The sequence below is a fragment of the Rhodopirellula halodulae genome (assembly GCF_020966775.1).
Taxonomy (GTDB): Bacteria; Planctomycetota; Planctomycetia; order Pirellulales; family Pirellulaceae; genus Rhodopirellula; species Rhodopirellula halodulae.
Map to the genome: position 1 here is coordinate 59,967 of NZ_JAJKFV010000011.1, position 24,756 is coordinate 84,722.

Consider the following 24,756-nt stretch of genomic DNA (forward strand, 5'->3'; position numbering starts at 1 on the left):
TGCTTCGTGCGGATGATTCACCCCAATTCGCATCGGCGAAGCTTTGACTCCCCGGCAAGCATTCGCCGACCTCCCAAAAAGGGGGTGTTTCTTTCGGGTTTTCGCTGACCCGCATCAGACATGACCTAGGTTTGAGTCTCGGGAGGTTCGTGAACCAGACGAACCAACACCTTTCCAGGCATCGCCCCAACCAATTTGGAATCACTCCGAACTGGAAAATGGCTCGGATGGAAATTGGAACTCGAGAGGAGGACGCGTGAGGACACGGATCCGGAATCACTCGTCAATCAAAGCAATTCAAACAACCTTTCAGTGTGATTCTCAGCGGGGATGGATACGTGATTCTCGATATCATCATTGCAGCGAGCAGCGGTGGCGCCGGCATGACCTGTGGATGGGTGATGCATGCGATGTACAACCAGCAACAATTGTCGGGCGGTTCCGATACGGTTGCTTCGCCTTCGGGCACTTCAACTCCCGCGGCAAAATCTCAGGCTCCAGACGCATCCGTTGAGACGGTGACCGAGGATGCGCCAGATGCGGACAAGGTCATGGCAGTGGCCGATCGAGTTCGCCAGTTCACACATGGCATCGCAGCAGACGTCGACGCTCACCAAAGCCGCGTTGAGAACTTGAGCACGACGTTGCACGAGAGCGATCTTTCCAACTCCCCACCGGCGATCGTGGATGCCGTGGATCAGATGTTGGCAGCCAACGAAGTGATGCGTAGCCAACTGGCAGAAGCCCAACAGCGCATTCGCGAACAATCGCAACAACTTCAAACAGCTGAACAGAAAGCCCAGACCGACGCCCTCACGCAAATCTACAACCGGGGCGCGTTTGATGAACATCTTCAACGACGTCACTCTTTGGGACCGGCTCGTGCCGGCGTGCTGGCGGTATTGGATGTGGACCACTTCAAGAAGTTCAACGACACGCATGGACACCGTGCGGGAGATGAAGTGCTGCGTGTGGTGGCTCAATTGTTGGAAGCTCGCTTGCAACCGCATGGCATGGTGGCTCGATTTGGTGGCGAGGAATTCGTCATCCTGCTGCATGACAAAACGTTGGCAGAAGCAGTGGAGCTGATCGAACAAACTCGCGTCGCGATCGGAACACGTGAAGTCCGATTCGAAGGCAAGTGCCTGAAGGTTCACGCCAGCATCGGCATTGGTTGCTTGGAAGCGGACCAAGCGTCCAGCGAATGGTTGCAACGCGTTGACGAAGCACTCTACCGTTCGAAAGAAGTCGGACGGGATTGTGCTCACTACATCGAGAACGGACGCTTCGTTCGTGCGGGTCAATCGTCGGAAGACGTCGCCGACGATTCAGCCGAGCCACAAGTGACCGCGAAAGCTCAATCGGAGTCGCCGGCCAAGCAACCCATCCGTCGCAGCAAACCGATCGAGGACAAAGCTCCCGTTCCGATTCAACGATCGACCGAGGAAACATTGGCCAACGAAGTGGAAGAACTGGCACGCGAAACACGTTCCACCGTCGAAGCAGAAGAGGCTCCTTCCCCACGCGAGACCGTGACGCAGGCGACTCCCGAACCCAAGCCAACTTTGGTGGAAGAGGAAGTCCCCGTCGAAGAAGAGTTGGTCACCGAACCACCGAAGGCTCTGAGCTACTTGCCGGATTTGGCAACGATGGTCGACTACGTCGAAGAGATGCAATCCACTCCGAGCCGCAACAATATTCCCAATCAACTGATGAGCATCCGTTTGTCAGGCCAACCCAGCGGTGCAACGATGCGGTCGTTGTTGCAACTGGTTCGGGCCGCGACGCGGAACCAAGATCACATCGGATGCTTGGACCAATCCACCTTGGTGGTTTGCATGCCGCAACTGGACTCCGACGATGCCGTCGAACGAGCCAACCAGATTTGTGCATCCGCGGGATCCATCGGTGTATCACTGGCCGCTGCGGAGAAATCCAATGAGGGCGAAAAGCTCTCGGTCGGTGTGCTGCAAATGACCCAATCGATGAAGTCGATGTCGGTGTGCGAAAAGTCACTCAAACAGGTTTGTGCCATCGCTGGATTGGCCGCTCGCCAGAGTGCGAAAGACAGCCAGTACCCGGTGCTTGCTCACCAATTCGCATCCGCCTGACGAACAACTCGGTCGCCCCGATCCAACGAAGCGACCTGCCGATCAAACGCAACGCCGTCTCGGGTTCCATCGACCTGAGGCGGCGTTTCTTTTTGGTGATGCCAAAGGATCTTTCGATCGCACGAGAGATCTTCGCGGGGCCGCGTCCCAACTTTTTCCGGGGCGGAACAGCGTGAAACGAACTCGGCGAATCGCATGAAACTTTGATCGCCAAGGAATCGGCGAATTCCGCGGAATTTGCCTCAAGAATTGGGCTTGAGATTGCCTCCTCGGATTGCGTAACCCCAAAGGACCGTCGATCGGTTCGGCGGGAACGGAATCACGCCCACGGGAGCCAGCGATCATGCCTTACGGAGTCTATCTGTCGGCTGCGGGTGCGCAAGCTCAAAACCATCGCTTGCAACAAATCAGCCACAACCTGGCCAACGTCGAAACACCGGGATTCAAACCCAAAGCAACCATCCTGCAGGCACGTTTCTCGGAGATGATCGAAGAGGGCATGGTCTCGCCCGGTCTGGGAGGAGCCGACGACATCGGCGGCGGCGTGACCATCCAACCCGAACAGACTCAATTCGAAATCGGTGCGATCCGAACCACCGGTCGAGAAACCGATTTTGCATTGCACGACAAGAAAAGCTTTTTCGTTTTGCAACGCGGTGACGAACAACTGCTCACCCGCGCCGGCGATTTCCTGTTCGACTCCACCGGCACTTTGGTCAACTCAGGCGGTGACGCGGTCGTTGGCAAGAACGGACGTCCGATCCAGATCGATCCGAGGTTGCCATTCAATGTCGGCGCCGAAGGCACCATCACTCAGGCGGGTGCGACACAGCAATTGATGCTTGCACAACCGCGAAGCTATGGCGATCTGGCCAACGTCGGTGGCAATCTATTTCGCCCCTTGGCCGAGTACGACATGGCACCCGATGGTCAACGCAACGTCGTCGCGGGATCTCTCGAACAGTCCGCCGTCAGTCCCACCGGCACGATGATGGAAATGATTGAGACATCCCGAGCCTATGAAGCCAACATCCAAATGATCAAGAACCAAGACAGCGTGCTTGGATCCTTGATCGGTCGCGTTCTGCAGAGCTAATCGCGAATTCGTTCATCGCTCTCCTTGAAGGAAACATTGCATGAGTGTTCAAACGCTGTACACCGCCGCCACCGGCATGGAGGCGATGCAGACCAAGTTGGACGTGATCGCCAACAACCTGGCCAACATCAACACGACCGGGTTCAAGAAAGACCGTGCCAACTTCGAAGACCTGCTGTATCGCACCGAAGTCTATCCGGGTGTCCAAGACGCAACGCAAACCCCCACCGCGGTTGGCACGCAAGTTGGATTGGGCGTTCGTGTGACCAGCACGCAAACCGATCAACGCCAAGGCACATTGCAACAAACCGGACGAGACCTAGACGTTGCGATTCAGGGCGGTGGTTACTTCCGCGTGGTGGATCCATCCAGCCAAGAGACGATGTACACGCGAGCGGGCAACCTCGACATCAATGCCAACGGTCAATTGGTGATGGGCAGTGCCAGCGTGGGACGCTTGCTCGATCCTCCGATCACCATCCCGCAAGACGCCACCGCGGTGGTTATCAACAGCAACGGTGAAGTCATGGTGCGACAGCCAGGTCAAACGGAACTGACCAACCAGGGCCAAATTCAGTTGGCACAGTTCATCAACCCCGACGGTTTGCTGAAGAACGGCGAGAACATGTATTCCGTCACCGACGCATCCGGTCCGGAACAAATCAACAACCCCGGAACGGATGGGATGGGCGTTCTGCGACAGGGCAACCTGGAAGCGTCCAACGTCGAACCGGTCCAAGAATTGATTGACCTGATCACGACCCAACGGGCGTTCGAACTGAATAGCCAAGCCGTCCAGGCGGGCGACCAAGTCATGCAAAACATCTCGCAACTTCGTCGATTCTAGTCAGCCTCTCGCGAACTCTAATCAGTGAACCTGATCACATTGCATTATCGACCGAACGTTTCATCCGCCTCCTTCGCGAGGTGGATGATTGCGTGCGTGGTGTGCACCTGCGTGCTGACAGGTTTCGTTTCAAGTTCACGTTCGCTGGTTGCTCAGGATCATGTCGCGGAAAACGCGGGTTCCATCGCCGGCGCCGCCATGCGAACGCCGCTGTATGGGTCCGATCCAAAGTTCAATCGCAATCCAGACCGCAAGATCCAAACGGCCTCGCACACACAGTCCATCGATGCGGACTCTCGGTGGCAGTTTGTTGTGATCGAAAACGCATTCACTGACTCAACGATCATTCGTTTGGAAGACGTGATTCGTCCGATGCACAACCACACCGCCTCGTGGTCTCGGTTGTCCAAAGCAACCATCGGTTTGATGCCGCTGGATGGATCGCCAGCCAAGATTTCACGGGACCGATTGGCGGATCTGATTGTCTCCGCGGAAGCGACGGCTTCACGCATTCGAATTTTGGGTGACGAAACAATCGTCGTTCGACCAAGCGATCCGGCGACCTCCACCTCGCCCCAAGCGATCCAGACGCATGCCGGATCGTACGATACGGCGTCGGTCAACCGTTTGCCTCAACCCGCCACCACGACCGGCGTTTCGCACGCGGTGCACAGTGTGGGAATGGATTCGGATCAAGGCGTCTTATCAAACACCTTTGGATCCAACGATGCACTCGACATCGAAACTCGCGAGCGCATTGAACAGTGGGTCCGCTGGGCCATTCAAAACCATTATCGCGAATTGGACGCCGCGTTTGTCTTGGAACCCGAACTGAACGTTCATGAAATCGGTTCGCTTTCGGACATGCAAGGCATTCGCGAAGTGCGTTTTGTGGATCCGATTCCGGTGTGGTCACCCACCGACGGAGCCTCGGTGACCTGTCGTTTGCATTTGGACGCGCGAGCAGCCTCGCCCAACTGCCAGGGCGTCGTGCGAGTTAGGTTCACTCCCAAACCTCCCATCGTGATGGCTCGACAACCATTGCAGCGTGGTCACCGAGTCGGTCCGGGAGACGTGCATTTGCAACCTTCACCCGACATGGAACTCAGCAACGACTTGGTAGCTGACCTCAATGAAGTCATCGGAATGGAAGTCGTTGGCCTGATTCGGTCGGGCATTCCGTTGCGGCCTCAAGACTTCGCGGCGCCACGGTTGGTTCGTCGCGGGGATTTGGTGGAGGTCCAAGTCACCGGCGGTGGCATTCGGGTGACGACATCAGCGAAAGCCTTGGGCGATGGAGCACAGAACGAATTGATCGAGATCGAAACGCTGACGCCTAAACGTCGCTTGCTCGCCAAAGTCGTCGAACCTTCCATTGTCGAAATCGTGACGCAGCCCAACCGCGTCCCCACCACCAAGACCACTCGTAAATGGCAGCCCACACGATGACGCAGTGGAACCGCACTCGCCCGAACGTCCGGTTCGCCATCGTGATCGTCGGCTGTTTGTCCTTCGACATGGCCTGCACCGATGCGTTGGCGCAGAACTCGTCGTTGCTACATGGAACACCGGCGTGGATGCCCAATGCACCTTCGCGTCCGATGCCACATGCCGGTGTCGGTCCGATTGCGCCCGTCAACAATGACACGCGATCGGTTCCTGGAGTCGGCCCCAACAACGCGGTCATGCCGCCCGAGTTCCTGCCACCGGGAACTCCCCAGCGCGCCCCCGCCTCCGCTCCGTTTGCCTTTCCAGACCAATCCAACGGTTCGCAACGCGGTGCCGCCGCCAATACAACGGGCCTGGATAACAACGGATCGCCGGACGTCGCTGGCGTGGACGCGTACTCAACACCGATGACTGACCCACCCGCCGTTGGATTGACGGGCGTGAGTTGGACCTATCAACCCGCACCGCCGATGCGTTCTTTTCGTGTGCAAGACATCGTCACCATTCGCGTCGATGAAATCACTCGCATGATGGCCGAGGGCGAAACGGAAAAGCGTCGCGTTTCTTCGTTCCAAGCCACGTTGGCGGAATGGGTGCGTTTGACGAGCGGCGGCTTGATTCCTGACCCGCAAACCGAGGGCGACCCGACCGTGGATGCGCAGAGCACCGCTAATTCGCGAGCGGAGGCATCGGTGGAGGCTCGCGAATCGATGTCGTTCAACATTGCGGCTCGTATCGTCGACATTCGCCCCAACGGCAACCTGGTGCTAGAAGCCCGCAAACACTTTCGCGTGAACGACAACCTTTGGGAAACATCGTTGTCGGGCATCTGCCGGGCTCAAGACATCGCACCAGACAATGTCGTGCTCAGCAGGGATCTGATCGATCTCGAAATCAACAAACAAGATCGGGGCCAGATGCGAGACGGCTACAGTCGTGGATGGTTCCAACGTGCCTTTGATCGGTTGAAACCTTTCTGATGAAATTCGCAATGACCCACCGATCGATTTTCGCAACCGCCGCTTTGCTGCTTGTGAGTTGCTTCGCGCATGCGGCGCCGGTGTACGCTGGCGGTTTGAAACTTGGTGACCTGTGTCGTTTGAAAGGCCAAGAAACCAACACCCTGCAAGGCCTCGGGTTGGTCGTTGGTTTGCAAGGCACCGGCGATGGCGACGCCGCGCCCAAGGGCCGAGCGCTCGCACGCATGATGCAACTGATGGGCGGACCGATGGCCATGGACGCCGCGGGACGTCTGAACATCGAAGACGTGGGCGATGCCAAGAACGTCGCCATGGTGTTTGTGAGCGCGACGATCCCAACCGTGGGTGCTCAGCAGGGTGATGCTCTTGATGTCACGATCAACGCAATCAGTGCCAAGAGCTTAGAAGGCGGTTACTTGATGTTGACGCCGATGCTGGGTCCACGTGCCGACAACCCAACCGTTTACGGCATGGCGGAAGGCCGAATCTCCGTCTCGCCGGACGCTCCGGCAACCACGGCCACCATCCAAGGTGGTTTAAAAATGGAAACCACCGTTCGTGCTTCGTACGTTCAAAACGACCGCATCACGTTGGTGATCGATCGTGATTTCGCAGACTTCAATACGGCACACCGAATCGAAGAAGAAATTAATAGCCTGACCTCATTCGCGATGGGCGATCGCAGTGTGTCTCGGCTGGCGAGTCCCAATCGAGACAACAACCTTTCCTCCAACGCAACCTCGCTCGCTAGGGCAATAGACCAGCTACACGTGGAGGTCATGGTGCCGCCGCTGTACCGGAACAACCCGATTAAGTTCATTGCGTTTTTGCTAGATATTCAAATCCCACTTGCCAAACACGGCAAACGCGTGGTCATCAACGAGGCGGCCGGGGTGGTCGTGATCGGTGAAGACGTTGAAATCGCACCGGTCTTGGTCACCCATCGCAATTTGCGAATCGAAGCGGGTGGCGGGGGCCGATTTGTGGAGGTTGGACCTGATGGCACTCCCGAAGCCGCGAAACTGAAAAGTTTGGCAGATGCTTTGGGAGCCTTGGACGTCCCCACGGAAGATTTGATCGCCATTATCAAAACGCTGAAAGCGAAAGGTGACTTGTACGGCGAAGTCATTTTTCGGTAGAGACCATCGGGTCGTCACGATGACGATCCACGGTCCATCGCCGTCCTCCCCTCAACCCGCTTGCCAAAGTGGGTCCCTTCCCAAGAGGCCGCCCGCCATGTCCGCCCTGTCGTCCCTGCAGTCCTCATCGCTGCCATCGTCTGCGTACCAACCGCCGATGCCATCCGCCACATCGCCGTTGTCCGCAGCGAAGCGGAGCTCCGGACTGTCGAACTTTGAATTGTTGTCGCAGGCATCCGATGCGGAAACGGACACAGGCGAAGAACCACTCAAAGAAGCCTTCAGTGAATTCGTCGGTCAAACCTTGTTTGGCAGTCTGCTATCCACCATGCGTCAGTCCGTCGGAAAACCCGCTTACTTTCACGGCGGGCGAACAGAAGAAGTCTTTCAACAGCAAATGGACCAACACCTGGTTGAATCCATCTCGGAAGCCTCTGCCGAAACCGTCGCCGAACCCATGTTCGAGCTGTTCCAGATGCAACGTCGAGCCTAGTTCGCACATCCCTTTCACACTTTCCTCAAAACAATGACCAACGCCATGTCCGCTCCAAACACCGGGGAACATCCCACCTGGGCACAACGGGTTGCTGATTACGTCGATGAGTTGGTGGAAATCACCGAAGCGATGGATCTGATCTTGGACGAAACCCGCGTCCGCACGGTCAATCTCAAACCTGATGAAGTGGATGAGTCGACCCAGCAGCTCGCTGCGGCCATCACACAACTGGAAGCCATGGTCGAACGTCGCGACACGTTGCTTCGCGATCCAGAAGCACCACCGACGGGTTTGAGCTTGTCCGAGAAGCTATTGTCGTCGCGGCGGATCGAAGACGCTCGGCTGGCACGTCGCTGCGGAGAAGCCGCCGAGATGATCAAAACGACTCACCAGCGTGCCAATGCATTGTTTGTGTGCCAGTACCACCTGACGCAATTCCAATCCGAAATGCTGGATCGCTTGGCGGGAGTCGCCTCGCCCGCGACCTACGGCAACCCCAACGCAAAAACCGGCCAGCAGCCAAAACGCGGCGGTGGCGAATTGTTCAACGAAGCCGCCTGATCTGCGGCATGTGAGCTCAGGTCTGCCGGATTACGAAATTCCGGTGCACGAAAACCCGGCGAACGAATCACTGCGAGCAACCCAAAGCCGCATGGCCAAAATCGCGTCCGCGGTTCGGCCCTGGAAAACCGGTTCTCCGTCGATTCATCCGCTTCCCGGGCATCGAATCGACGCACGGGTTGCCACTTGAACCACAGCGAATTGCCAGATCGAATTGACATGGTGACTCTGCGGAAGCTACACCAGTGACGCAGAATTTCCCAAATAGGTAAAACGATGGTGGTAACGCGATCTTCGCGACCATCACCCCACATTGATTTTTTTGTTGAAAGGATTCCCGCGTGTTTGTTGCTGCTTCGACCCGATGCTGGCCAGACCTTGAATTGCAGGCCTCGATCGAACTGCTTCAGGATTTGGATTTCACTGCCGTTGAAATCGCGATTCATGAGTCGGCGGACCATTGCCGGCCGAGTGATGTGTTGACGGACGAGGACCGCGGCATTCAGTTGCTGCGTCACACTCACCGCTTAGAAATCAGTGGCTACAGCGTTGAACTTGGCTCGACCGGCGATCAGCACTACTCCGATTTCGAAGGCATCTGCCGCATCGCCAAAGCGACCAAGGTCGTCAATATCACCGTGCCTTCCAGCGAAAAAGGCACGCCATTCAACGAAGAAGTCGAACACCTGCGACGATTGGTCGACATCGCCGAGAGCGAAGGCGTGCGGGTCAGCGTGCGTTGCATGCTGGGTTGCTTGAGCGAAGACCCAGACACTTTGTTGGTGTTGTGCAACAACGTGGATGGATTGGGTGTCACACTCGACCCCAGCGTGCCAGTGGTGGCTTCGCATGAGAATCCGACCTCGGGCAAATCCAGCGGCGTCAGCAAGAGCTTCGACCAGATTTTGAAATTCGTCCACAACGTCCATTTGCGTGACACTCGCAAAGACGCCTTTCAAGTCAGCGTCGGTCAAGGCGAGATCGATTACGGCAAATTGGTCACGCAGCTCGAGCGAGAGAAGTACAACCGAGCTTTGACCGTGGACATGACACCGATGACGGAACATGACCATCGCGTCGAACTGCGGAAGCTGCGACGTCTGCTTGAAACGCTGATCTGATTTCACTCAGCATCGTCTCTCGAATCCAAAGCCTCTTGCATCCCAAGCCTTTTTCGTTCAGGGCATCGCCGTTGACTGATTGTGCCATCACGTTGCCGGTCGATGCCGAGAGAATGGCAGAGCGATTGACGGAGCAATTGTTGCCGACGGATTCGCGACCGCTTTCACCCTCGCAGCTTCCCTCGTGGCAACTGCATTCCAAGTGGAATGCAAACGATCAACGGCGATCCAACATGGCGCCGCATTTGGCTTATGGTCGCCATCGGGGCCCCCACCGATTTCGTTCGCGTCACGCGGCGGTCGCGGTTTGCTTGTACCAAGACGCCAATTCGCGTTGGACAACGCCGCTAACCCGTCGTCCCACGACGCTGCGTCATCACGGTGGTCAGATTTGTTTCCCTGGTGGACGGATCGAAAAAGGCGAAACGCCAGCCGACGCGGCGCTGCGAGAGTTCGAAGAGGAACTTGGCGGACGCCCCGAGGTGCACCACTGCTGTGGCAATCTGCCGCGGCAATACGTTTACGCCAGCGACAATCTGGTGACTCCCATCGTGTTTCTGATCCAGCCGCCGCGAAAAGATTGGCAGCCGGATCCAGTGGAGGTGGACGAGGTGATCGCGTTTCCGGTCCAAACCGTTTTGCAACAGCAGCAGCCTCCCATTCGGCAGTCAGCCGCCGAAGAGTCGTGTCAATTTGACATGATCCAGCAAACCAAACGCCTTCATTCGGCAGTTCACCCGGACCAGATTGCCGGCACGCTCCGCTTCGCCGCCCCCGCATTTCGCCAGGGTTCTGTGCGGGTTTGGGGGGCAACCGCCATCATCCTTCAGCAGTTGGCGCAGGCTTTGCGTCCGGCTTTGCGTCCGGGTTATGTGCCCACAAGGGTCTCGTCCGAGTCGCAGTGCAATCCACCAACCACCGGTGGCGAGTGACCTCGCGAAAAAGACATTGAATAGACAGAAGACCTTTGTGAAGCAGATCTTCAAATCCTCCCGCAGGCAAATTGACAGTTTGCCGACGGGTTTTAAAATCACCCCTCCAACAACACCGTAACGTTAAGGACATTGGCCATGGCCTCAGAAGCAGTCAAAGAATTCAACGACGACAATTTCGATTCCGAAGTCCTTCAAAGCGACAGCCCCGTGCTGGTCGACTTCTGGGCTCCATGGTGTGGTCCTTGCCGTCAAATCGCTCCGATGATCGACGAACTGGCCTCGGAAAATCCCGGCGTCAAGATTGGCAAAGTCAACATCGACGATAACCCCGGTGCCGCTCAAAAATTCGGCATCAACAGCATCCCAACTTTGTTGCTGTTCAAGAACGGCGAAATCGCTGACACCTTCGTCGGCGTCCGCCCCAAAGCCGCTTTGCAAGACGCGTTGACCGCCGTCAGCTGAGCCCGCTGAAGTGATGCAGTTGCACCTCGCGTTTCGATGAACCGCGAGGTTTTTTCATGCACCGACGAAAGCTCTCTGAACTCACGCCAAGATGTCGTGCACCAATTCACCGTGCACGTCGGTTAGCCGATAATCACGACCTTGGAATCGATAGGTCAATCGTTTGTGATCAAAACCCAGAAGATGCAAGATCGTGGCGTGCAAATCGTGGACATGCACCGGATTCTCCGCCACATCGAAACCAAGCTCGTCGGTTTGACCATAAGCCAGTCCGGCCTTCAGTCCACCGCCCGCCATCCACATGCTGAATGAATTGGGGTGATGGTCGCGGCCATCGTTGCCACCTTGGACCATGGGTGTCCGGCCAAACTCACCACCCCATATCACCAACGTTTCATCCAGCATGCCTTGTTGCTTGAGATCTTGAACCAGTGCCGCACAAGCTTGATCCGTGTCCGAGCAATTTTGTTTTAGGCCACCAGTGAGCCCACCGTGCTGATCCCATGACTCATGGAACAACTGCACGAATCGCACACCGCGTTGGACCAGCCGACGAGCCAACAGACAGTTGTTTGCGAAAGACATCTTGCCGGGTTCCGCCCCGTACAACTTCAAGATGTGTTCCGGTTCATCGGATAACGACATCGCCTCCGGAGCACTCGACTGCATTCGATAGGCCATTTCATAGCCGTTGATCCGAGTCGCGATTTCCGGATCACCAACCACATCCAAACGTTGGCGATTCAACTCGTTGACGGCCTTCAAGGATTCTCGCTGTGACCAGTCGGTCATTCCGGGAGGGTTGGACAGATACAGCACCGGATCGCCGCTGCTGCGGAACTCAACACCGGAATGCAGAGTCGGCAAAAAACCCGAATTCCAATTTCCGGCACCCGCACTGGGTCCTTTCTTTCCACTGTTGAAAACGACGTACGCGGGCAGATCCTTGGATTCGCTCCCCAGTCCGTAGGTCACCCACGACCCCATGCTGGGACGCCCGAATTGCTGCGAACCCGTGCTCATCATCAATTGAGCAGGCGCGTGATTGAAGGCATCCGTCTTCATCGAACGAATCAAACAAATGTCGTCCAGAACGCCCGCCGTATGAGGCAGCAACTCGCTGATCGGTGTTCCGGCGGATCCCTTTTTCTCGAACTTGAACTTCGGGCCGAGCAACTTTGAATTGGGATTGATGAATGCCGCTCGATACCCGTCCAACAATTCAGATGGCGGCAGCGTTCCATCCAGCCGCTCCAGCTCTGGCTTGTGGTCAAACATTTCAAACTGACTGGGACCGCCACCCATGAACAGCAAGATCACATTCTTGATCTTGGCGGGGAAGTGAGGACTCTTCGGAGCCATCGGATCCACCGACGATCGGTCTTCCGCGAAGCTTAGATCGCCGGCGTCTGCCAACAGCGATGTCAAAGCAATGTGCCCCAAACCAATCCCGCATTGCTGCAAGAACCAGCGGCGTCGAATGAAGTTCATTGCGTTGCTTGGCTGCTGGATCATGGCCGGGTCGATGGGTTTGAGTTGATTGGAAGATCCGAGTGTCTTTTGACGGGATGCTGTTGCTGAGCGAATCATGATTTCGTAATCGTTTCGTCCAAGTTCAACAGCGTGCGAGCCACCGTCATCCAAGCGGCCAACTCCTCAGCGGAATGCCCCGTCAATTGCAAGCAGGCTTTTTGGGGCACACCCAACAACTGCGTCAAATCCATGTTGCCGTCGCCGATGTGTTGACGTTGTTTCCGCAGCAAATCGATCAACACAAGAGACTCGGCTTCGTCGGGAATTCGTCCTGTGCACAACCGAAACGCGAATTGCAACCGACCTTGATCATCCGCGTCCGCCTCTCGCAAAATCCTGGCGGCCAATGCTCGTGCAGCATCCACGAATTGTGGTTCATTCATCAGCACCAACGATTGCAGCGGTGTGTTGCTCCGCTCGCGTCGCACGCAAGCCGCGTCGCCCTTGGGTGCGTCAAAGACCTGCAGCGGTGGATAAGGAATGCTTCGGTATTGATGCACGTACAAACTTCGCCGGTATTGGTCGCTCCCCGTCGAGGTGTCCCAAATTTTGGGGCCGTAGCTGGTCGGTGGTTGAAACAGAAACTCCGGTGCCGGCGGATAAACACTGGGGCCGCCCACGGACGTGTTCAACAAACCGCTGACAAACAGTGCCGTGTCGCGAACCATCTCGGCTTCCATTCGATGACGAGGGCCGCGAGCCAACCGTTCGTTGTCAGGATCGTCCAACCAATCGGATTGCGGCACAACGGACGACTGACGATAAGTCGCGGAATCAACGATCAAGCGATGAATGTGTTTCAAGCTCCAATTGTTCTGCATCAATTCCATGGCGAGGTAATCGAGCAATTGAGGATGGCTGGGGGCAGCGGATTGAAAACCAAAGTCCTCCGGTGTCGACACCAGTCCTCGCCCGAAGTAAGCCTGCCAGATTCGATTGACGATGACGCGTGCTGTGGTCGGTGAGTCCTCCGATACCAACCACTTGGCAAATCGCAAACGGTCCGGGGTGTCGTTTTTCGGCATCGCATGCAGGAACTCGGGAGCGTCCGCTTCCACACGGTCCGTGGGAGATAGAAAGTCGCCACGAGCGAACACGAACGTCTCTCGCGGATGGTTGATCGACTGAGCCACCAACTGTGTGGTGGTTTCTGGAAAACGTTGCCAAGCCGATTCGATCCGCTGGTTGAGGGCGGACAGGTCCTTTGCCCTTGTCGAATCGGGGTTCGCTTTGACAAACGATTGCCGCCACGCGTCGAACGCGATCTGCGATTGTTCCGCCGTCCAATTTGCAGGATCCATCGCCAGGATGGGTTCGGCGGAAGTCGGCACCGTTTCCTTTGGCAATGTCGCCGAATCCGTGATGCTGACCTTGTAGCGTCCAATCAGAAAGTTTTGGTTGTCGTCGCTGTTCCAACCACCATGTTTCTGAACCAACGTGAATGTGATCTCGGCATCGTCTTCGATCACCACCGGTTCGGCGGGCAAGAAGATGATGTGGCGGGCTTGATTGCTGCGGCCTGGTCCCAGGTCCGTCGTCCACGCGGTGGACTCGTCACCATCGATGGCGTATTCCGGTGGCCCGACAACACGCTTGTCTTTTTCCGGTTCACGATTTCGGTATTGTGGTTTCAACAGGCTTTCGGATGCGTTGGCATCGCTGATCGCTCGATGAAACTTCAACTCCACGGCCGGTTTGGGCTTGCCGTCGGCGTCCTTCGAAGTTGGCTGCACGCGAAGCTTGAACTCCGACAAAGCTCCCGTTCCATCGATGCTTCGCCCCGGACCGCCACGAGGAAGTTGCGGATGCATCATCGCGTCCAAACGCACCGCCGTGATGGTCCCGACTCTCATCGACAAGCTGAAATCGTTGCTGGCCTTGGTCGGGGCATAGCTTTCGCTGACCACCGAACCATCCTCGAGGACGTTGAACTTTTGGCCTTCAAACGGAACGGTCGTTGGGTGCAATGTTTGCCAATTGACATCGTTCCCCTCGAACGACATCGCCCAAGTCTGCACCTCGCTCCGCCACTCGGGGTTTTGACGCTGGAACTCCTCTTTGGCTGACTGAATTTCATCCAGCACTTGGTCTCGCAAAGTTGCTTGCTCAGGCGTGAACACCGTGATGCACGCTTCGTGAAAATCATTCAGCGCCGCGAACATCGAATAGTATTCGTGATGGCTGATGGGATCGTATTTGTGAGTGTGACACTGGGCGCACTGCGTGGTGATCCCCAAGATTGATTTGCCGATCGCATCCATCCGATCAAACATTCCTTCGACGCGAAATTGTTCGGGATCCGCGCCGCCTTCTTCGTTGGTCATGGAGTTCCGCAGAAAACCAGTCGCCACGCGTTGGCTCTGGGTGGCTCCTGGTAACAGATCACCGGCGATTTGTTCGATCACAAATTGGTTGTACGGCAGGTCACGATTCATCGCGTCGATCACCCAATCGCGATAGAACCAGACGTTCCGCTGCATGTCTTTTTCATAGCCAGCGGAGTCCGCATAGCGAGCCGCATCCAACCACCAACGTCCCCAACGTTCACCGAAAGCGACGGAACGCATCAACGAATCGACTTGTTGATCAAGCACATGCGCCGGGTTCTCCGCGTGTTCAACCGCGTCCAATGCCGACAACGTTGGCGGCAACCCGGTGAGATCCAAATGCAAGCGGCGAGTCAGCGTTGCTGGATCAGCAACCTTGTTCGGCGAGTCACCGTGGGCTTCCAATCGAGCCAAGACAAACCGGTCAATGTCATTGCGACACCATGGATCGTTTTCGACCTTGGGCACATCGGGAAAGCGAGGTGCCACATAGGCCCAGTGTTCTTCGTATGCGGCGCCTTGCTGGATCCATTGCTCGATGGCGGTTCGCTCTTCATCACTGATTGTTTTGCCGGTTCCGGGAGGTGGCATCACGAGTTCTGGATCGTCGCTGGTGATGCGAGCAATCAATTCGCTCGCGTCCACCTCGCCGGGCACGATCGCTCCTGCGTCCAGTGCGTCCTCTCGACGATCCAAACGCAGTCCGGCTTCACGGGTTGATTCGTCGGGTCCGTGACAGAGAAAGCATTTGTCCGACAGAACGCCTCGTATGTCGCGATTGAACGAAACCTGTTGGGTTGCCGAAGTTTCCTGGGCGTGCAAAACCTCTGCCGGACCAGATAGGAAACAGCCGCACAACAAGACGAGCCATCGCGGAAGCAGCGAGGAACACAGTTCACGAAACAACAAACGATCAGCCATGGGCGTCAGGTGGAGAAAGCAGTCGGATCACAACGATTGTCGCCGCGAGGCACGTTGCAAATCGGAGAGGTGTGATTGGTCGATCCGCATTGCATGGTCGGCCAATGGAAGTGAGGCGAGGGTGCCAATGTCTGCACCGGCAGGACTCTCATTGTATCAGCCCGCCATAGCGGTCGCCAAAACGATCCCCCACGAAACGCAGCGGTCAGACGCATCGGATCCGGTTATGACGTTCCGACATCACGATTGCGAAACGGCCAGATCTCGCAACACTGCAGCGTAGCACCGCCTTCGCCAGGAACACCATTCATGACGCTTTCGTATTCCGGCACCACTCCCACGGACGTCGATCCTGAAGAACTCAGCGTGTTCTTTGTGTACGGGACGCTGTGCCGCGGACAATGCCGCGAGCGTTGCTGGCCAATCGAACCTTTGGCCGTGCATCCGGCGTGGGTGACCGGAACGCTCTACGGCCGCGACGACTACCCGGCGATGACGGCGGGTGACCAGCGGGTGGGCGGCGAATGCTGGTTCTATCACCGGACCGACGCGAATCGGGTAACGAAAGTGCTGGACGAGATCGAGGTGACCAATCAACCCGGCCAACCCAATCTGTATGACCGTGTGCGAGTCACCGCAACGCTGCTTCACTCGGACAAGTTGCTTCACTCGGACATGCGGCTCGCCGGTCAACGTGACTTGCCTGGCCGCCAAGCACCGGGCACTTGGTCGGCATCCACCTACCATTATTCGACCGATCCCATGCGCGACGGGTTCAGCGAGATCTGTCCTGGGGAAACTCCGTGGGGAAATTTGGCGGTTTGGCCGCCAGAAAAATGGCGAATCGAGCGTGACATTTGAACCTCGTTTGGGTTCCAACCGAAGTACATGCGGCGAACTCGGTGGTTTGGGGCGGTCGAACGTCGCCAATGCGTCTTCGACGACCCTCCAAGGCGGTGAAGGCTGCGACGACCACCCCAAGTGGTTGAGGCAGGCTGTGAACCTTTGGAAATCAAGGTTGCCGTTTTTTCGCCACACTCCTACCATCCAACCGGACGGACACGCGCAGCCTCCCTGAATGCCCTATTTTGGTAGGCAAGCATTCCTTCCGCCTCTGTCGGTTTTTCCCTCTACCCGATCGTGCTCTATGTCGTTTCGTCAAAAACTCTCCGTCGCTTTGCTCGCGACGGTTTGCATCGGCTCCCCCCAACTGAACAGCCTCAGCTTCGCCCAAGAACAAGCGGACCGCGCTGCCACCCAGCAATCTCCGCCACCGCAACCCACCTCGCGCGACAAGGTGATCGCGAAGCTGATTTCGAATTTGATGCCGACTCAGCACGTGTCGGGAAAACAACTCAACGACGAGATCAGCCAACGAGCACTCGATCTGTTCTTGGAATCCTTCGACCCGATGAAGCTCTACTTTTTGCAGAGCGACGTCGACGAATTCAAACGTTACTCCAACGTCATCGACGACCAAGTTCGCTTGGGCGATTTGAGTCTGGCTTACTACATCTATGGTCGGTTCACACAACGAGTCGACGAGCGGGTGGCCGTTGTCATGGAGCTCCTCGACGGCGAGTTTGACTTCACCCGTGACGAACAAATCATCATCGACCGCGACGCCACCCAGTACGCACGCAATGCCGACGAAGCACGCGATCGCTGGCGTCGACAAATCAAACTGGCTTTGCTTGACCTCCGGAACGAGAAGTCGGACAAGGACGAAGACGCAGAGAACGCTGAGCCAGAAAAATCGATGGACGACATCATGGCGGAAGCGAAAGACCAACTGCGTCGTCGCTACGCTCGTTACGCTCGCCGTTGGAAGCAAACCAGCTCTGACGATTTGCTGGAGCTGTTTCTGACCTCGGTCACCAACGGCTACGACCCGCACTCAACCTACATGTCGCCGGCAACCCTGGAAGACTTCGCCATCAGCATGCGTTTGAACCTCGATGGCATCGGGGCGTCACTCGGCGAGAAGGATGGCACCACAGTTGTTCGCCAAATCATTCCCGGCGGTGCTGCGGATTCACATGGCAAACTCAAACCCGATGACGTGATCGTCGCCGTCGGCCAAGACCTCGAAGGCCCGATGGTCGACATCATCGAAATGCCACTGAAAGAGGTCGTCAAACTCATTCGTGGTCGTGCGGGCAGCACCGTTCGATTGGCGGTTCGTCCCGGTGGCACCGGCAACGAAGAGATCCTGAAGATCGTTCGCGCCCGAATCGAACTTGAAGACTCGGCCGCTCGTGGCGAAATCATCGAACACGAATTGCCCGGCCAAGGCAAAGTCAAACTGGGTTACATCAACCTGCCCAGTTTCTACATGGACATGGAAGCCGCTCGCCGCAACGAACGCGATTACCGCAGCAGCACCCGTGACGTGGAACGCATTCTGTATGACTTCAAAGAACAAAACGTCGGCGGCGTGGTGTTGGACCTGTCGCGCAACGGCGGTGGCAGCCTCACGGAAGCCATCAGCCTGACCGGTTTGTTCATCGATCGCGGTCCAGTCGTTCAAGTCAAGAACTCGGACGGTTCGGTTCAGCAATACTCGGACGATCAAGGCGGCACCGTTTGGGACGGTCCCTTGGTTGTGGTGACCAGCAAGCTCAGTGCCAGTGCCAGTGAGATCTTCGCCGGTGCAATTCAGGATTATCATCGCGGCATCATCGTCGGTGACCCCGCCACCCACGGCAAAGGCACCGTGCAAACGTTGCGTGATCTCGGCCAGGACTTGTTCGGCAGCAACACCGAGAACTACGGTGCCCTGAAAGTCACCCTGCAGCAGTTCTATCTGCCCGATGGGGAAAGCACCCAGTTGCGTGGTGTGGAAGCGGATCTGGTTTTGCCGAGCATGACCAGCAAGCTTCCCGTCGCTGAAGGTGACTTGGAATACGCCTTGGAATTCGACAAGGTGCCACTGGCGAAACACAACCTGTACGCGATGACGCCCGACAGCCTGATCAATCAGCTTCGAATCAACTCGGCCAATCGCGTTCAGCAAGACAAAGAATTCGCCGAGCTCATGCGTCGCATCGAACTGTACGTTCGCGAAAAAGACCAGAAGAGCATTTCGCTGAATGAAGAGGACTTCCTCCGTCGTCGAGCCGAACGGGAAGCACAAACCGAAGCCGAAGAGGAAGAACTCGACGAGGTGCTCAACAACGACGAGATCTTCCGCGACACGTATTACAACAAAGAGGTCATGAACGTGGCCCACGAGTACGTGAACGGATTGCGATCACAGAACTTGGCTGTTGCAAAATAGCCGAGCTGGTATCCTGGGCCACGCAAGACGAGTGGGCGGGGTGATCGCTGGCACGGTTCGCGGTTCCCGCGTTTCCGGCTGGAGGAAAGTCCGGGCTCCGCAGGGCAGGATGGTCGATAACGTCGACCGGTCGTGAGGCCAGGGAAAGTGCAACAGAGAGCAGACCGCCGAACGGTGGCGTCCACGTGACGCCACGCGTGGTGAGGGTGAAACGGTGCGGTAAGAGCGCACCAGCGATCAAGGTGACTTGATCGGCTCGGTAAACCCCATCCGGAGCTAGACCAAACAGGATGCAATCGAGGCGGCCCGCCTCGTCATCGACATCCGGGTAGGTCGCGGTGGAGGCGACGAGCAATCGTCGTGCACAGATAAATGGTCACCGTCGATGCCTCGCATCGGCACAGAACCCGGCTTACAAGCCCACTCGTTTTGCTCTCCCATGGACGGATCGCTGCCCAGCAAACTCCGTCGTCACCAACTGAATCACAATATCTCCGGGCCAATACGACGGTCGGCTCCACGACCACCCTTGCACGATGGCGATCTCGAATCCCAACGAACGTTACCTGCGTCAGTCCCAGTACGCCGCCATCGGCGATGAAGGCCAATCCAAGATCCAAGCTTCACGAGTTGCGGTGCTCGGGTGCGGTGCTTTGGGTTCGGTTGCGTCCGAGTTGCTCGCGCGAGCGGGCGTTGGTTACCTGCGGCTAATCGATCGTGACTTAATCGAATGGAGCAACCTTCAGCGACAAAGTCTCTACACCGAATCGGATGCCCAACAAGCGTTGGCAAAAGCGGAAGCCGCCGCCTCGCATCTGCGACAGATCAACTCGTCCATCACCATCGAAGAAATCGTCGCCGACGTTCAACCGAACAACATTGATCAGTTGCTCGATGAAGTCGACTTGGTCATCGACGCGGCGGATAACTTCACGCTTCGATTGCTGCTGAACGACTGGTCTCTGTCGAAACGAACCCCCTGGGTCCACGGCGGATGCGTGGGCGCGACCGGGCAAGTTCGATTTTTCAACGGGACATCGCCTTGTTTTCGTTGTTTGGTTCCGGACGCTCCCAATCCCGGCGACGTGGCCACCTGCGACACAGCCGGGGTGATCGGTCCGGCAACGCATTTGATTGCCAGCCTGCAATCCGCCGAAGCACTGAAGTTCCTATCGGGTGCCGCTCAGGCGACCAACAGCAAGGTTCTCTCAGTGGACTTGTGGCGGAATCAATTTCGAGCATTCGCGATTGACGAAGGATTGTCGTCGCAGTGCCCCGCCTGCTACGGTGGTCGATACGACTTTTTAAACTCAGCCGAGGCTGGGACGTCCCAAGGCGAAACACTTTGTGGTCGCAACGCGGTCCAAATTCCCGGCGGAACCAGAAAGATTGACTTAGCGAAAATGGTGGAACGTTGGACCGCGATCGCTCCCGTGCAATCGACGCGTTTTTTCACGCGTTTGAAACTCCCCGACGACCAAACACTCACGCTTTTCCGAGACGGCCGAGCGGTGATCAGCGGTGTTCGAGACATCCCGCACGCACGCTCAATCTACGATCGCTACGTCGGGTCGTAGCCCGCAACGCCCCACACAAATCCCGTAGCGTAATTCGTCAAGAATTTCGTTCGCCACCCGCTCAGCACCGCTCACGCTGGCACACTCGCCTGGCGAGTCCAAGCCTACGATTGTTCGGGAGCGGGGTATTTGATCGCGTTGCGGATCATCTTGGCCTTCAATGTGGTTGCCAAGTCGATGTCCAACTTATTGGCGATCGCAAGCAGATACGCCAAACAATCCGCGACTTCTTCGCCGACGTCGTGACGTTTCTGCGGATCATTCATCACACCGGCGGCTTCTTCAGGAGTCAGCCACTGGAAATGCTCCATCAGCTCCGCAGTCTCGATCGCCAGTGACATCACCAAGTTCTTTGGTTGGTGAAACTCGTGCCAGTTCCGCTCATCCACAAATTGATGAACCACGGCTTTCAGTTCCTCCACCGTGACCACGTCATCGCGTCTCCCCTCATTCGCTTTCGCGCTTTCGGCTGGGCGATCACTCGCTGAGTCGCTCACGCCAACTCCAAACGGTCATCGGCCACGCGAACGACTTTGGCTTGGATCAAATCATCCTCACGCAACGCGTCGGCGTCTTCAGCTCGTTCGGGAATATCAATCGTCGCGGGAGCGTAACGGCAAGTCGTTCCTTGCAATCGCCCGTCCGAGCCGACTTCTTCAACCAACAACTCCAACTGCGAACCGACCAACGAATCGTAGTAGTCACGACGCAGTTCAGATTCGACCTCGCCCAATCGATCGACACGTTCGGAGATCAACGATTTGTCGAGCTGATCATTACGCTCGGCGGCGGGCGTGCCTTTCCGAGCGGAATACGGGAACGCGTGAATTTTGGAAAATCCCGCTTCCCGACAAGTGCGGAGCGTTTGCTCGAACTCTTCTTCGGTTTCCCCCGGGAATCCAGCGATGATGTCGGTCGTGATGGCGGGTCGATCGAGAGATTCACGCAGCAAACGACAACGATCCAAGAACATTTTGGTGCCCCACCGACGTCGCATGCGACGCAGCACCGAATCGCTTCCGGATTGCAAACACAGGTGCAAGTGCGGCACAACCTTTTCCGGATACTCCGCCATTACCCCAATCAGTTCCCGGGTGACTTCGGTGGCTTCGATGCTGCTCATTCGAATTCGGAACTTGCCCGGGATCTCGCACAGATCGCGAACCAAATGAGCCAATCGCACCCATTCTTCGCGAGGTTTATTGCGGTTCCAGTCGACGCCGTAATGTCCAAGGTGAATTCCCGTCAAAACGACTTCGCGGTGACCGGCGTCCACTAAACGAGTCACCTCGTCGACGATTTCCTGGCTGGGTCGTGAATGCAGTTTGGGCCGGACCATGGGAATGATGCAGTAGCTGCAACGGAGCAAACATCCGTCTTGGACTTTCACGTAGGCACGTTTGCGTCCGGCAAAGCCAGACAGTCCCGTCGGCACATCGATGACGCCGAAGCGGCCCATCAAATCACCCAGTTCTCGCTTGTCCGTCAGCACCTCCACCACACCGGGCAAAGCACCAACCTCCTCAGGAGCCCGCGTGGCGTAGCATCCCATCACGACGATACGAGCGTCCGGGTTCTCGCGGTGCAGACGACGCACGACTTGGCGGCTTTTGGAATCACCGGTTTCCGTCACCGTGCACGTATTGACGATGCACAGATCGGCGGACTCGCCTTCGCCGGCGTCCTCGTAGCCAATGGTTTGCAACCCTTGGCGAACCAATTCCGTTTCATATTGGTTGACCTTGCAGCCCAAGGTCCGAGTTCGAAGTTTCGCCGTCATCAGAAAGAAGTGCTCGTGGGGAAATGCCCGTGGGTTTCGAGCAATCCAACTCAATGGGGTGAAAAGGACGGAAACGGCCGAGTCCGAATCGGGCGGAACGACACCGCAACGGGAAGATGCGATGCGACCAACACCGCGGCGATCGCGATCAAGACATCCAAGATCGCGGAGCCTCGCCGCCTCGTCCGAGAATGCGTTTATCCGCGGGCGGGTTCGATGGTTGCTGACATGCTGCCTTTGCAACGATCCAAACGTTCGTCTTTGCCAAAGGCATGAATTTGGTCGCGTTTCAGTTCAGCCAATTCCAACGTGGTGGTCATACAAATCGCTCGGCCGCTTTTGTCAACCTCTTTGGCGATCTGATACCCCTTTTCGATCGGCATCCGAAACAACTGCTTCATCATTGAAATCACGTAGTCATAGCTGTGGTCGGTGTCGTCCCACAAAATGACGTGATAGGGCGGTTGCCGCTTAGGTTTGCGATCGCTGCGTTGTTGTTCTTCCGGAGCAACCTCGGGTTCAGCGACGGCGGCGGAATGGTCGGACATGCTTCCAAAAACTCCTGTGAAAGCTGGGGCAATCGACGGCGATTCTCAACGCCGCTCAGTGGTCCTGTTTTGACTGTTGAAGTGCTATTGTAGAGGCGTCCAGATGGACCTGTTAGTCCTCAAATACGGATTTTTCCGCATTCGACGGCACGCTGAACCTTTCTTTTTCGCAATGCAAATCGATGGCCCAACCCGAACAATCTGCCACCTCGTCCGCCGCTCAACTGCCCTCGGAAGTTCAATCTCACTTGGATGCAAACCGAGAGCGTCATCAGGAGGAATTGGTCGATTGGCTGAAAATCCCCAGCATCAGCAGCGACTCATCACGTCGCGATGACGTGCACGAAGCGGCAGCTTGGCTCCAGCGAAAATTTGAAGACGCTGGCCTGAGCACCGAACTGATCGCCACCGACGGGTTCCCGCTGCTGGTCGCGTCCACGCCGCCGGTCGACGGAGCCCCCGTCGCCCTGGTCTACGGTCACTACGACGTGCAGCCGCCCGAGCCACTGGATCTATGGACCACGCCTCCGTTTGAGCCATCGATCCGCGACGGCAAGATCTTCGCCCGAGGTGCGACGGACGACAAAGGCCAAGTCCTGACACACATCCACAGCGTTTGTGATTGGGTCGCCAGCGGGCAGTCCTTGCCGCTACAGATCAAATTCTTGATCGAAGGCGAGGAAGAGGTCGGCAGCCAGAACCTGGAGGAACGACTGCCGGATCTGGCGGACAAACTGGCGTGCGACGTGGTCGTCATCAGCGACAGCAGCCAATACGCACCGGGTCGCCCCGCGATCACGTGCGGACTGCGCGGAATTGCCACGTACGAATTGTTCTTGGACGGACCGTCACACGACCTGCACAGCGGCAGCTTCGGCGGCGCGGTGGCCAACCCTGCCATGGCGTTGTGCCAGATGCTCGCCAGCATGAAGAACGCCGATGGCAGCATCGCGGTCGAAGGCATCTACGACGACGTTGCGGCCATTCCCGACATTGAACGCGAAGCGTGGAAAAAACTGGGTGCCGATGACGCTGAATTTGCCAACAGTGTCGGAGCATCGGAACTGCATGGCGAAACCGGCTTCACCACCGACGAACGCCGCTGGGCTCGTCCATCGCTGGACATCAACGGCCTGACCTCAGGCCATCAAGGCGAAGGCGTCAAAACCGTTCTGCCGGCGAAAGCGTCGGCGAAGTTCAGTTTCCGATTGGTCCCCGACCAAGATCCCAAACGATTGACCAAGCTTTTGGAATCACACTTCGAGAAACATTGCCCGCCGGGAATCCACTGGACGCTGAAACCAGATCACGGGGCCGGGGCGATGCTGGCCGATGCCAACAGTCGCTTTGCCAAAGCCGCCAGCGTCGCGATCGAGCAAGCCTTCGGAACGGCCCCCGTCATGATCCGCGAAGGAGGCTCGATTCCGATTTTGGCTCGTTTCCAAGAAGTCTTGAAATGCGATTGCTTGCTGCTCGGATGGGGTCAAGGCGACGATGCCGCTCACAGCCCGAACGAAAAGTTCTCGCTCGATGACTTCCATCGCGGCATCCAAGCCTCCGCGTCCCTCTGGCAATCCATCGCGTCGGTTTGAC

General features: G+C 56.9%; 20 protein-coding genes and 1 other RNA gene. 16 read left to right on the plus strand and 5 right to left on the minus strand.

Going from position 1 to position 24,756, the window contains the following annotated elements; translation table 11 throughout:
- Positions 1-338: 338 nt before the first annotated feature.
- The 11 genes from LOC70_RS08825 (at position 339) to trxA (ending at position 11,197) form a co-directional block, all read left to right on the plus strand.
- Entirely contained in the window at positions 339-2,111 is a 1,773-nt protein-coding gene (locus LOC70_RS08825; protein ID WP_230253245.1) for a GGDEF domain-containing protein, read from the plus strand.
- 274 nt (positions 2,112-2,385) lie between these two features.
- Positions 2,386-3,207, plus strand: coding sequence for a flagellar hook-basal body protein (locus tag LOC70_RS08830; RefSeq protein ID WP_315857226.1), 822 nt, complete (start codon positions 2,386-2,388; stop codon positions 3,205-3,207).
- A gap of 40 nt (positions 3,208-3,247) precedes the next feature.
- A complete protein-coding gene (gene flgG, locus LOC70_RS08835; protein WP_230253247.1) occupies positions 3,248-4,054 on the plus strand; it encodes a flagellar basal-body rod protein FlgG in 807 nt (268 codons plus the stop codon).
- Positions 4,055-4,150: 96 nt separating this feature from the next.
- The gene (gene flgA, locus LOC70_RS08840) at positions 4,151-5,503 is read left to right on the plus strand and encodes a flagellar basal body P-ring formation chaperone FlgA (protein ID WP_230253248.1); all 1,353 of its coding nucleotides are present in this window, start codon (positions 4,151-4,153) and stop codon (positions 5,501-5,503) included.
- Between the two features lie 68 nt (positions 5,504-5,571).
- A complete protein-coding gene (locus LOC70_RS08845; RefSeq protein WP_230253634.1) occupies positions 5,572-6,483 on the plus strand; it encodes a flagellar basal body L-ring protein FlgH in 912 nt (303 codons plus the stop codon).
- Positions 6,483-7,622: a flagellar basal body P-ring protein FlgI gene (locus LOC70_RS08850; RefSeq protein ID WP_230253249.1), complete on the plus strand. Its 1,140-nt coding sequence runs from the start codon at positions 6,483-6,485 to the stop codon at positions 7,620-7,622. Before LOC70_RS08845 ends, LOC70_RS08850 begins: the two co-directional genes overlap by 1 nt.
- A 97-nt stretch (positions 7,623-7,719) precedes the next feature.
- Positions 7,720-8,115 (plus strand): rod-binding protein, encoded by a 396-nt coding sequence (locus tag LOC70_RS08855; protein ID WP_230253250.1) that lies wholly within the window; start codon positions 7,720-7,722, stop codon positions 8,113-8,115.
- A 45-nt stretch (positions 8,116-8,160) separates the two neighbouring features.
- Entirely contained in the window at positions 8,161-8,679 is a 519-nt protein-coding gene (locus tag LOC70_RS08860) for a hypothetical protein (RefSeq protein WP_230253251.1), read from the plus strand.
- Positions 8,680-9,020: 341 nt separating this feature from the next.
- Entirely contained in the window at positions 9,021-9,800 is a 780-nt protein-coding gene (locus tag LOC70_RS08865) for a sugar phosphate isomerase/epimerase family protein (protein WP_230253252.1), read from the plus strand.
- 113 nt (positions 9,801-9,913) lie between these two features.
- Complete coding sequence (locus LOC70_RS08870; RefSeq protein WP_230253253.1) at positions 9,914-10,732, plus strand: NUDIX hydrolase; 819 nt, start codon at positions 9,914-9,916, stop codon at positions 10,730-10,732.
- 138 nt (positions 10,733-10,870) lie between these two features.
- On the plus strand, positions 10,871-11,197 hold the full coding sequence (gene trxA, locus LOC70_RS08875) for a thioredoxin (protein ID WP_230253254.1): 327 nt from the start codon (positions 10,871-10,873) through the stop codon (positions 11,195-11,197).
- A gap of 81 nt (positions 11,198-11,278) precedes the next feature.
- Here the strand turns inward: trxA and LOC70_RS08880 are convergent, their stop codons facing one another.
- Both LOC70_RS08880 and LOC70_RS08885 read right to left on the minus strand, forming a co-directional pair.
- A complete protein-coding gene (locus LOC70_RS08880) occupies positions 11,279-12,712 on the minus strand; it encodes a DUF1501 domain-containing protein (RefSeq protein WP_230253635.1) in 1,434 nt (477 codons plus the stop codon).
- A gap of 71 nt (positions 12,713-12,783) precedes the next feature.
- A complete protein-coding gene (locus tag LOC70_RS08885; RefSeq protein ID WP_230253255.1) occupies positions 12,784-15,978 on the minus strand; it encodes a PSD1 and planctomycete cytochrome C domain-containing protein in 3,195 nt (1,064 codons plus the stop codon).
- 309 nt (positions 15,979-16,287) lie between these two features.
- Between LOC70_RS08885 and LOC70_RS08890 the strand changes: the two genes are divergently transcribed.
- The 4 genes from LOC70_RS08890 (at position 16,288) to LOC70_RS08905 (ending at position 20,835) form a co-directional block, all read left to right on the plus strand.
- Positions 16,288-16,839 carry a gamma-glutamylcyclotransferase family protein gene (locus tag LOC70_RS08890; RefSeq protein ID WP_230253256.1) on the plus strand — a complete coding sequence of 184 codons (552 nt, stop codon included), beginning with the start codon at positions 16,288-16,290 and terminating at the stop codon, positions 16,837-16,839.
- A gap of 286 nt (positions 16,840-17,125) precedes the next feature.
- Positions 17,126-19,258, plus strand: a complete 2,133-nt coding sequence (locus tag LOC70_RS08895) for a carboxy terminal-processing peptidase (RefSeq protein ID WP_230253257.1) — start codon at positions 17,126-17,128, stop codon at positions 19,256-19,258.
- A 28-nt stretch (positions 19,259-19,286) separates the two neighbouring features.
- Positions 19,287-19,689, plus strand: an RNA gene (rnpB, locus tag LOC70_RS08900) — RNase P RNA component class A.
- A 105-nt stretch (positions 19,690-19,794) separates the two neighbouring features.
- The gene (locus LOC70_RS08905) at positions 19,795-20,835 is read left to right on the plus strand and encodes a ThiF family adenylyltransferase (RefSeq protein WP_230253258.1); all 1,041 of its coding nucleotides are present in this window, start codon (positions 19,795-19,797) and stop codon (positions 20,833-20,835) included.
- 104 nt (positions 20,836-20,939) lie between these two features.
- Here the strand turns inward: LOC70_RS08905 and LOC70_RS08910 are convergent, their stop codons facing one another.
- From LOC70_RS08910 to LOC70_RS08920, 3 genes are all read right to left on the minus strand, one after another.
- Complete coding sequence (locus LOC70_RS08910; RefSeq protein WP_230253259.1) at positions 20,940-21,332, minus strand: nucleotide pyrophosphohydrolase; 393 nt, start codon at positions 21,330-21,332, stop codon at positions 20,940-20,942.
- Positions 21,329-22,615, minus strand: coding sequence for a tRNA (N(6)-L-threonylcarbamoyladenosine(37)-C(2))-methylthiotransferase MtaB (mtaB, locus tag LOC70_RS08915; RefSeq protein ID WP_230253260.1), 1,287 nt, complete (start codon positions 22,613-22,615; stop codon positions 21,329-21,331). Before mtaB ends, LOC70_RS08910 begins: the two co-directional genes overlap by 4 nt.
- Positions 22,616-22,812: 197 nt before the next feature.
- Positions 22,813-23,163, minus strand: coding sequence for an ATP-dependent Clp protease adaptor ClpS (locus LOC70_RS08920; RefSeq protein ID WP_230253261.1), 351 nt, complete (start codon positions 23,161-23,163; stop codon positions 22,813-22,815).
- Positions 23,164-23,345: 182 nt separating this feature from the next.
- Between LOC70_RS08920 and LOC70_RS08925 the strand changes: the two genes are divergently transcribed.
- Positions 23,346-24,755, plus strand: coding sequence for a dipeptidase (locus tag LOC70_RS08925; protein ID WP_230253262.1), 1,410 nt, complete (start codon positions 23,346-23,348; stop codon positions 24,753-24,755).
- Position 24,756: the final 1 nt, after the last annotated feature.

Coding starts and splice junctions, on each gene's coding strand:
- flgG (WP_230253247.1), top strand. CDS start 3,248: ATGAGTGTTCAAACGCTGTACACCGCCGCCACCGGCATGGAGGCGATG.
- LOC70_RS08845 (WP_230253634.1), top strand. CDS start 5,572: ATGGCCTGCACCGATGCGTTGGCGCAGAACTCGTCGTTGCTACATGGA.
- LOC70_RS08850 (WP_230253249.1), top strand. CDS start 6,483: ATGAAATTCGCAATGACCCACCGATCGATTTTCGCAACCGCCGCTTTG.
- LOC70_RS08855 (WP_230253250.1), top strand. CDS start 7,720: ATGTCCGCCCTGTCGTCCCTGCAGTCCTCATCGCTGCCATCGTCTGCG.
- LOC70_RS08860 (WP_230253251.1), top strand. CDS start 8,161: ATGTCCGCTCCAAACACCGGGGAACATCCCACCTGGGCACAACGGGTT.
- LOC70_RS08870 (WP_230253253.1), top strand. CDS start 9,914: ATGGCAGAGCGATTGACGGAGCAATTGTTGCCGACGGATTCGCGACCG.
- trxA (WP_230253254.1), top strand. CDS start 10,871: ATGGCCTCAGAAGCAGTCAAAGAATTCAACGACGACAATTTCGATTCC.
- LOC70_RS08880 (WP_230253635.1), bottom strand. CDS start 12,712: ATGATCCAGCAGCCAAGCAACGCAATGAACTTCATTCGACGCCGCTGG.
- LOC70_RS08885 (WP_230253255.1), bottom strand. CDS start 15,978: ATGGCTGATCGTTTGTTGTTTCGTGAACTGTGTTCCTCGCTGCTTCCG.
- LOC70_RS08890 (WP_230253256.1), top strand. CDS start 16,288: ATGACGCTTTCGTATTCCGGCACCACTCCCACGGACGTCGATCCTGAA.
- LOC70_RS08895 (WP_230253257.1), top strand. CDS start 17,126: ATGTCGTTTCGTCAAAAACTCTCCGTCGCTTTGCTCGCGACGGTTTGC.
- LOC70_RS08905 (WP_230253258.1), top strand. CDS start 19,795: ATGGCGATCTCGAATCCCAACGAACGTTACCTGCGTCAGTCCCAGTAC.
- mtaB (WP_230253260.1), bottom strand. CDS start 22,615: ATGACGGCGAAACTTCGAACTCGGACCTTGGGCTGCAAGGTCAACCAA.
- LOC70_RS08920 (WP_230253261.1), bottom strand. CDS start 23,163: ATGTCCGACCATTCCGCCGCCGTCGCTGAACCCGAGGTTGCTCCGGAA.
- LOC70_RS08925 (WP_230253262.1), top strand. CDS start 23,346: ATGGCCCAACCCGAACAATCTGCCACCTCGTCCGCCGCTCAACTGCCC.